The sequence below is a fragment of the Micromonospora sp. NPDC049114 genome (assembly GCF_040648635.1).
Lineage (GTDB): Bacteria > Actinomycetota > Actinomycetes > Mycobacteriales > Micromonosporaceae > Micromonospora.
This window is the reverse complement of sequence record NZ_JBEZEA010000002.1, coordinates 1-8003: the sequence shown is the minus strand read 5'-3', so window position 1 is coordinate 8003 and position 8003 is coordinate 1. Positions and strand designations below refer to the sequence as shown.

Here is an 8003-nt window from a genome sequence, read left to right as displayed (position 1 = left end):
GCCCGCGCCCCCGCCCCCCCCCCCCCCCCCCCCGCCCGCCCCCCCCCCGGCCCCCCCCGCCGGCGTCGTTTCGTCCCGGGCGATCCGCGTGCGGGCAGCTCGTCCCGGGCCGGCGCCACCCCGCCGGTCGGCGCCAGGTGTGCGGTGACCACCGTCAGCACGGCCAGCGTGCGGGCGATGTCGGCGGCGATCGGGGTGGCCCAGCCGCGCAACCCCGCCCCGCCCGCTGTCCGGACCATCGCCGCGTAGATCGCGCGGGCGGCGTCACCTGGCCGGTGTCGGCCACCACCGCGAGTGCCACGCCTCGCGCTTCCGCAGGTCGGCGGCCACGACCTCGCGCCTGATCGCAGCCGCGCCACGAAGACGAAGTCGGCCAGCGGCCCAGGTCGAGGTGCCAGCGCCGCCGCCGGGCCGGGGCGTCACCACAGCCAGCCGGGTGTACGACCCCGAGCGGCGTCCCTGCCGAGATCAGCGCGAGGGCGCACCAAGGAGCGGCAGTGCGCTTCCGGCGGTCGATCGTGGGCGATCGCGGCAGCCGCGAGGGGGCGGCACGGATCGGCCGTGGACTTTTCCCGGATGTCGCCGATGCCGAATGGCCCTTTGTCGGGTTGGTCATGCGGGCGCACTTGTTCGCCTCGAAAATGCATAACTCCGGACATAAGCCCTATGAGGGGCTTTAATGGTTTCACGAGTTGGCAGACGACCTTGGGGGTTTTCGTGAAGTTCTTTGGCGTAACCGGACCCGCACGGAGGCACTCCTGATGGACCTGCTCCGCCAATTGCGCCACGTGCGTCGGCACTGGTGGGTCGTGCTGGTCACCGTCATGGTGGCCCTGGGCGTCTCGGCGTTCCTGACCGTACGGGCCCAGCCCCGGTACGTCGCTTCGGTGACCTTCTTCGTCACCACCCCCAACCAGGGCGTCACCGACGCCTACCAGGGTGGTCTGTTCCTCCAGCAGCGGGTCAAGTCGTACGCCGACCTGCTCAGCAGCGACCGCCTGGCGCAGAGCGTGGTGGCCGAGACCCCGGTCGGGCTCACTGCGGACGAGGTGCAGCGCCGGGTGACCACCTCCACGGAGACCGGCACCGTGCTGCTGCGCGCCTCCGTCACCGACACCGACCAGGCCCGGGCGCTGCGGGTGACCGAAACCCTCGCCGCGAAGTTCGTCGAGCTCGTCCAGAAGGTCGAGACGCCGCCCGAGGGCAAGGCGCCGATCAAGATCGAAGTGGTGAGCGGTCCACGGGTCAGCTCCAGCCCCGTTTCCCCGCAGCCGCTGCGCAACCTCACGCTCGGCGGTCTGCTCGGTCTGGCGCTCGGTGTCGGCCTGGCGATCCTGCGCGGCGTCGCCGACGTCCGCCTGCGCGACGCCGCCGGCCTGCAACGCGCCACCGGAAGTCCGTTGCTCGGCGAGATCCCGTTCGAGAACGCAGCCCGTACCGCTCCGCTGATCGTCGGCGAAGCCGCGACGTCGGCCCGCGCGGAGGCGGTCCGTAAGTTGCGGACCAACCTGCGCTTCGTGGACGTGCACGAGCCGGCCCGGGTCATCGCCGTGACCAGCGCCCTGCAGGGCGAGGGCAAGACGACGCTCTCCTGCAACCTGGCCATCGCGCTCGCCGAGGCGGGCTGGCGGGTGCTGCTGGTCGACGCGGACCTGCGCCGCCCGAAGGTCGACGAGTACCTGGGCCTGGACGCGGGTGTCGGTCTCACCGACGTGCTGGTCGGTGACGTCCAGGTCGGTGACGTGGTCCAGCGCTGGGGCGACAAGTCCCTGCTGGTGCTGCCCAGCGGCTCCGCGCCGCCGAACCCGAGCGAACTGCTCGGCTCCAAGGCGATGGCGGACCTGCTGCTCGCGCTGCGCGAGTCCGCCGACATCGTGATCATCGACACCGCGCCGCTGCTCGCGGTGACCGACGGTGTCGTGGTGGCCGTGCAGGCCGACGGCGCGCTGCTGGTGAGTCAGCAGGGCCGGACGTCGCGAACCCAGGTGGCCGCGGCGGCCCGCTCGCTGCACTCGGTCTCGGTGCGGTTGCTCGGTTGCGTGCTGAACATGGCCAAGGTGGCCAAGGCCGAGGCGTACCAGTACGAGGCCTACCGGGTGGTGACCTCGCCGGCAACGGCGTCGGTGCCGACCGCCCGGGCCACCGCCCCCCGGCACAGCGAGGGCGCCGGCGTCAACGGCGTCAGCGACCGCACCCAGGAACTCACCCGGTTGCGCCGATGAGCGCGGCGAGGGGTCGTAGCGAGCGTTCGATCTCCTCAGCGCAGCGACGGAAGTCGGCGGAGGTCCCGCCGATCGGGTCCCGCAGGTCGTCCGCGTCCGGGGCGGCGGGTTGCAACCGTCCCCGGGCGTGGGCGGCGGCGGCGATGGCGGCCCGCAGCGGGTCGTCGCGCGACTCGGCGGGCGGCTCGGCAGCTGCCGCGAGTCGGCCGAACTGGCGCAGGGTGAACGTCCGGTGCAGCGCGCCGGGCGCCAGCGAGGTGCAGATCGAACGCTGCCGCCGTGTCGCGGTCAGCACGAGCGTCGCGTCGGCGAGGTATTCGGGACGCAGCGTCCGGCTGGCGAAGGCCGCCGGGTCGCCGCCACCCTCGGCCGCGACCTGGGCGGCGTACGGGTGCATCGCCATCCCGTCCATCGCGTCGGTGCCGGCGCTGGACACCAGCACGGGCCGCTCGGCCAGCAACCGGCGGGCCAGGAACTCGGCCATCGGCGAGCGGCACAGGTTGGCGTGGCAGACGAACAACACGCGATCGACCATCGGGAGCCCTCTCGTGGGTGCGGAGGCGGGTCGCCACACCCCGAGGGTGGTGCGTCGACGTCGCTGGCCGCGCGGGGAGGGGTTGTCGGCATCGTACGCGGGCCGACCGCCCGCCGGACGTGCTGCCGCGCCGGTCGAGGCCGATCCGTGGTCCTCGGCGGTGCTCCGGTGAAGATCGGCATCCTGTCGTACCACTTCCCACCCGAGCCCGCCTTCATCCCCGGCAGCCTCGCGGAGGAGCTGGCCGCGCGCGGGCACGAGGTCCGTGTGCTCACCGGCTTCCCGGACTACCCCGGCGGTCACGTCTATCCCGGGTGGCGGCAGCGCTGGCACCACGAGACGCACAGTCAACGGCTGGCGGTCCGGCGGGTGCCGCGCTACTCCGGCGGGGCCACCTCCACGGGCGGGCGGATGGTCAGCTACCTGTCGTTCGCGGGCAGCGCGTCGCTGGCGGCGCGTCGGTTTCTCGGCGACGTGGACGTGCTCTACGTCTTTCAGCTGCCGGCCACCACGTTCGCCACCGCCGCCCTGTTCCGGCTGCTGCCGAAGGTGCCGGCCGTGCTGCACGTACAGGATGTGTGGGCACGCGACGGCGCGGACGCGGACGGCGACGGCCGCTGGTCGGCGCGGATGGGCGCCGCGATGACCCGCATCTACCGGACGGCCGCGCGGGTCGCGGTGGCCGCGCCGTCGATGCGGGACCTGGTGATCGCCGCCGGGGCCGACCCGGCCCGGGTCCAGCTGGTGCTGAACTGGACCGACGAGCGCATCTTCTACCCGGCGACCCCCGGCGCGGCGGCCCGGCAGATGATCCGACGGGATCGCCGGTGCGTGGTCATGCACGCCGGGACCATCGGCGCCCGCCAGGGGCTGGAGACGGCGGTCCGTGCCGCGGCCGCGCTGGATCGCACCATGGACCTGGTCCTGGTCGGGTCGGGAGCGGACGAGCGTCGGGTGCGGGGGCTCGCCGCCGAGCTGAAGGCGGAGAACGTCCGCTTCCTTGAGCGGCGGTCACCTGTCGACATGCCCGAGTTGTACGCCGCAGCCGATTACCAGCTGATCATGCTGCGCGACCTGCCGGAGCTTCGCGGCATGGTGCCCGGCAAGCTGCAGGCCGCGCTCTCCTGCGCCGCGCCGGTGGTGGCGTCGGCCGGTGGTGACACCGCCGAGCTGGTCGAACGCGCCCGAGCCGGGCTGTCGTGCCCGCCTGAGGACTGGGCCGCGCTGGCCGACCGGTTCTGGTTGGCCGCCACCATCCCGCCGCCGGCGCGCACGGAGATGGGCCGCCGGGGACGACAGACGTACCTGCGGGAGATGTCGTTGCCGGCCGGGGTGGACCGCATCGAGCGGTTGCTGCACGAGGCCGCCGGCCGGGTTCCGCAGGAGGCGGGCGAGCCGCGAGGAAACCTCGCGTAAGGGACGAGAAATGCCATAACCGTACGAGATTCCCCCGCAGCGTGCTAAGAACGTCAGGGAATCCGACGGACTGTCCGATTCCAGCAAACGGGAGTGTGGTGTGACGGAGAGCGAACGGCCGCATCGACGGCGGAGCCGATCTCGGCGTCGTCGGCGGGCGCGACTGCGCCGGGCCCTGCTCGGCGCCCTGGTCGTCGGATCGCTCCTGCTGGCCGCCGGGGGATGGATCGGTTTCCGGGGCTGGCAGGCGCGCGCCCACCTGCTCAACGCCGCCGGCCTGGCCCGGGAGTTGAGCGCGCAGGTGGTCGGCGGGGACACCGAACGTGCCCAGCGGACTCTCGCCGCCTTGCAGGAGCAGGCCGACGCCGCCCGGGCCGCCACGTCCGACCCGAGCTGGAAGGTCGGTCGGCGTACCCCGATCGCCGGCGACGACCTCGACGCGGTCCGACTGATCGCCATCGCGATCGACGACCTGGCCCGGCGGGCGTTCCCGACCCTGCTGCGGACGGACCTGACCAGCCTGGTGCCGGCCGGAGGACGGTTGGACCTGGCCCGGCTCAGCTCGGTCTCCGCGGAGCTGACCCGGGCGAACGACGCGGTGCAGGGCACCCGGCGCGACCTGAGCGCGGTGCCCGCCGACCGGCTGGTCAGCCAGGTGCGCCAAGCGCTGACCGACCTCCGTGGCGAGATCGACCGGCTGGCCAGTCTCACCGCCGCTGCCGACCAGGGCGCTCGGCTGCTGCCGCCGCTGCTCGGCGCGAGTGGGCCACGGCGCTACCTGCTCGTCTCGCAGAACCTGGCCGAACTGCGCGCCACCGGCGGCATGTTCGGCGCGTACGCGATGATCGAGGCCGAGAACGGTCGGGTCCGGATGGGCCAGCAGGGCAGCAGCGCCTCCCTCGGCCGATTCACGCCGGCGCTGAAGTTGCCCGCCGAGACCCGGGCGATCTGGACCGACCTGCCGGGCATCTATCCCGCCGACGTGAACCTCACGCCGCACTTCCCGACCGCCGCCGCCCTGTACCGGGAGATGTTCCGACGAAAGACCGGAACCACAGTCGACGGCGTGCTCGCCATCGACCCGGTGGTGCTGTCCTACCTGCTCAAGGCGACCGGCCCGGTGCTGGTGCCCGGCGGTGTGCCGCTGGCCAGCGAGAAGGTCGTGCAGACCCTGCTCAACGAGACCTACCAGCGGCTGGACAACGAACGGCAGGACGAGTACTTCGCGTCCTCAGCGGCCGCGGTGTTTGATGCCTTCTTCAAGAAGAATGTCAACCCTAGGGTGTTGTTGTCCGCATTCGACCGTGCTATCACGGAACGCCGGATATTGTTCTGGAGTGCTCGACCGGAAGAACAGCGGACATTCGGCGACAGCCGGATGGCCGGAGCGCTCCCGGAACAGGACACCGTGCCGACTGTCGGCGTGTTCCTCAACGACGGCAGCGGCGCGAAACTCGGCTACTACCTGCGGCCGACGGCGAACCTCACGGTCGGCGAATGCCGATCCGACGGCCGCCGCGAGCTCCGGTTGCGGGTGACCCTGCGCTCGACGGCGCCGAAGTCGGGGCTGAGCAAGTCGATCCTCGGCCTCGGTCTGGCTGGTGATCCGTACACCGCTCGCACGTTGGTGTCGATCTTCAGTCCGGCTGGCGGCTCCGTGCTCGACGCCCGGCTCGACGGGACCGAAACGGCACTGGGCAGCGGCACCGAACGCCGCCGCCAGGTCGCGACGGCCAGCGTCGACATCGGCCCCGGCGCCGAGAGAGCGCTGGAGGTCACCGTCCTGACGGCCAAGACCGGCGTCGGGCAGGCCGAGCTGTGGCTGACCCCCACCGCCAGCCCGTGGACCACCCAAGTTCATTCCGCACCAAGCTGTGACCAGTAGGAGGGAACCAATCATGCGGCTATCCCGCATCATCATGGCGCTCACGGTCGGCCTGGCCGTGGTGGCCGTGCCGACGGCAGCGGGGGCGGCACAGCCGCAGCCGACGCCCAGCGCGACCACCGACCCGCCCCAGCCGCCCCCGTACGCGCCGCAGCCGCCGGCCCTGACCATCAACCGGCCGACGATCTTCCTCGGCGAGACGGTCATCCTGACCGGGACGGGCTTCGGCCCCAACGAGACAGTCGACCACTCGGTGACCGTCACCCCGCTGGCGGCCCCCGCCGCCGGCAAGGCGCCGGCCCGCCGCAGCGACGGCACCACAGTGGCCATGGCGCCGGTGGCATACCAGGCGAGCGCGCCGCTGCACTTCACGGCGTTCACCAACGCCCAGGGCCGCTTCACCAAGAGCTACAAGCCGTCGGTGACCGGTCTGCTGACCTTCACCGCCACGGGCCGGGAGTCCGGCCGGACCGCCACCGCCGAGCTGCGGGTGCTGCCCCGCAAGCAGCCGCTGCCCGTCACCGGTGACAGCATCGGTACGCCCATGAAGCTCGGCGGCGGCCTCGTCGGCGCCGGTGCGATCATGCTGCTGCTGACCCTGGCCTGGCGTCGTCGCCAGCGCTTCGGCGGGGCCGCGCACTGATCGGCGCACCACCAACCGGGCAGTGCCCGGATCGCACCTCAGGCTGGCGCCCGTCGGATCTTCCGGCGGGCGCCAGCCCCATGTCATCCCTCCGGTGGCACGTCGTCATGAGTGGCCCGGCGGGGCACTCGACGTGCGTGATCGGAAGCCCGCCCCACACCCCGACACTCCGCCCAGGCCGCCGGTACGCGGCAACGCTCGGCTGACCTGATCCCGGCTAGGCGCGTTCGGGGCAGTCCGGTCGGCGTGCCGGCGTCCGGTCGGCGTGCCGGCGTCCGGTCGGCGTGCCGGCGTCCGGTCGGCGTGCCGGCGTCCGGCCGATGTGCCGGCGTCCGGCCGGCGTGCCGGCGTCCGGCCGATGTGCCGGCGTCCGGCCGATGTGCCGGCGTCCGGCCGGCGTTGCCGGCGTCCGGCCGATGTGCCGGGATGTCGGGTTGCCGTGATCGACACGGGTTCGCCGATATCGGGGTATCAACCCGCCCCGGATACCCCGACATCGGCGAACCCGAGTCGATCACTACCCAGCCACACCCCGCCAAGCCGCGTCCGCTGCGTCGAATAGGCGGGATGTCCCTTTCTGAGCGATGGTTGGGTTGTGACCGGTCGCACCCGTGGGCCGGAATCGTGGCGGCCCGGGGGTCGTTGCATACCCTGACGATCGCAGGACCACGGCCCGCCCCCGCCCGCTCGACCGGGTGGGAAATGGCCGGTCGGGCCGGGTCGTTCCAGACCCCCGAACACCCCGTGACCCCGCCCCCGGGGCCCCGGCGAGGGCCCGGGAATGACCCCAGCCCGGCGGCCGTTACACACGGCCCGGGCCCCGCGAGCCCCGCTCGCGAGCCGCCCCGGGAATGACCCCGGACAGCCGGCCGTTACACACGGCCCGGGCCCCGCGAGCCCCGCTCGCGAGCCGCCCCGGGAATGACCCCGGACAGCCGGCCGTTACACCCGGTCCGGACGCCGCGAGCCCCCCTCGCAGGCCGCCGGGAATGACCCCGGACGGCCGGTCGTTACACCCGGTCCCGGCGCCGCGAGCCCCGCTCGCAAGGTCGCCGCGCCGCGAGCCCCCGGCTCGCAGGCCCCCAAACTTTCCCCCTTGTTTTGTGCAGCGCCGGACGAGGTGCTCACACCCCACGTCACCGACCCCCCTGGTGGTGCGTGTGGTGTTCCTACCCCCGAAGGAGCTACCCCCATGAACACGATCTTCCGTAAGAGCATGCTGTCCGTGGCCGGTCTCGCGTTCGCCGGTGGAGTCTTCGCCGGCCCGATCGCCGCCCACGCCAACCCCGTCGACGCCAAGCC

5 protein-coding genes are annotated in these 8003 nt (G+C 72.8%); 4 read left to right on the top strand and 1 reads right to left on the bottom strand.

Annotation, left to right across the window (positions count from 1 at the left end):
• The first annotated feature begins 761 nt into the window (after positions 1-761).
• Positions 762-2222: a polysaccharide biosynthesis tyrosine autokinase gene (locus AB0B39_RS07690; RefSeq protein WP_357573800.1), complete on the top strand. Its 1461-nt coding sequence runs from the start codon at positions 762-764 to the stop codon at positions 2220-2222.
• Here AB0B39_RS07690 and AB0B39_RS07685 read toward each other — a convergent pair.
• On the bottom strand, positions 2203-2757 hold the full coding sequence (locus AB0B39_RS07685) for a low molecular weight phosphatase family protein (RefSeq protein ID WP_357573799.1): 555 nt from the start codon (positions 2755-2757) through the stop codon (positions 2203-2205). The two genes, AB0B39_RS07690 and AB0B39_RS07685, sit on opposite strands and share 20 nt — an antisense overlap.
• A gap of 168 nt (positions 2758-2925) precedes the next feature.
• Between AB0B39_RS07685 and AB0B39_RS07680 the strand changes: the two genes are divergently transcribed.
• The 3 genes from AB0B39_RS07680 (at position 2926) to AB0B39_RS07670 (ending at position 6701) form a co-directional block, all read left to right on the top strand.
• Positions 2926-4173 (top strand): glycosyltransferase family 4 protein, encoded by a 1248-nt coding sequence (locus AB0B39_RS07680; RefSeq protein ID WP_357573798.1) that lies wholly within the window; start codon positions 2926-2928, stop codon positions 4171-4173.
• Positions 4174-4273: 100 nt separating this feature from the next.
• On the top strand, positions 4274-6058 hold the full coding sequence (locus AB0B39_RS07675) for a DUF4012 domain-containing protein (RefSeq protein WP_357573797.1): 1785 nt from the start codon (positions 4274-4276) through the stop codon (positions 6056-6058).
• Between the two features lie 13 nt (positions 6059-6071).
• A complete protein-coding gene (locus AB0B39_RS07670; RefSeq protein WP_357573796.1) occupies positions 6072-6701 on the top strand; it encodes a hypothetical protein in 630 nt (209 codons plus the stop codon).
• Positions 6702-8003 lie beyond the last annotated feature (1302 nt).

What these genes read in the sequence shown, in the direction of transcription:
- AB0B39_RS07690 (WP_357573800.1), top strand. Translation starts at nt 762, where the DNA reads ATGGACCTGCTCCGCCAATTGCGCCACGTGCGTCGGCACTGGTGGGTC.
- AB0B39_RS07685 (WP_357573799.1), bottom strand. Translation starts at nt 2,757, where the DNA reads ATGGTCGATCGCGTGTTGTTCGTCTGCCACGCCAACCTGTGCCGCTCG.
- AB0B39_RS07670 (WP_357573796.1), top strand. Translation starts at nt 6,072, where the DNA reads ATGCGGCTATCCCGCATCATCATGGCGCTCACGGTCGGCCTGGCCGTG.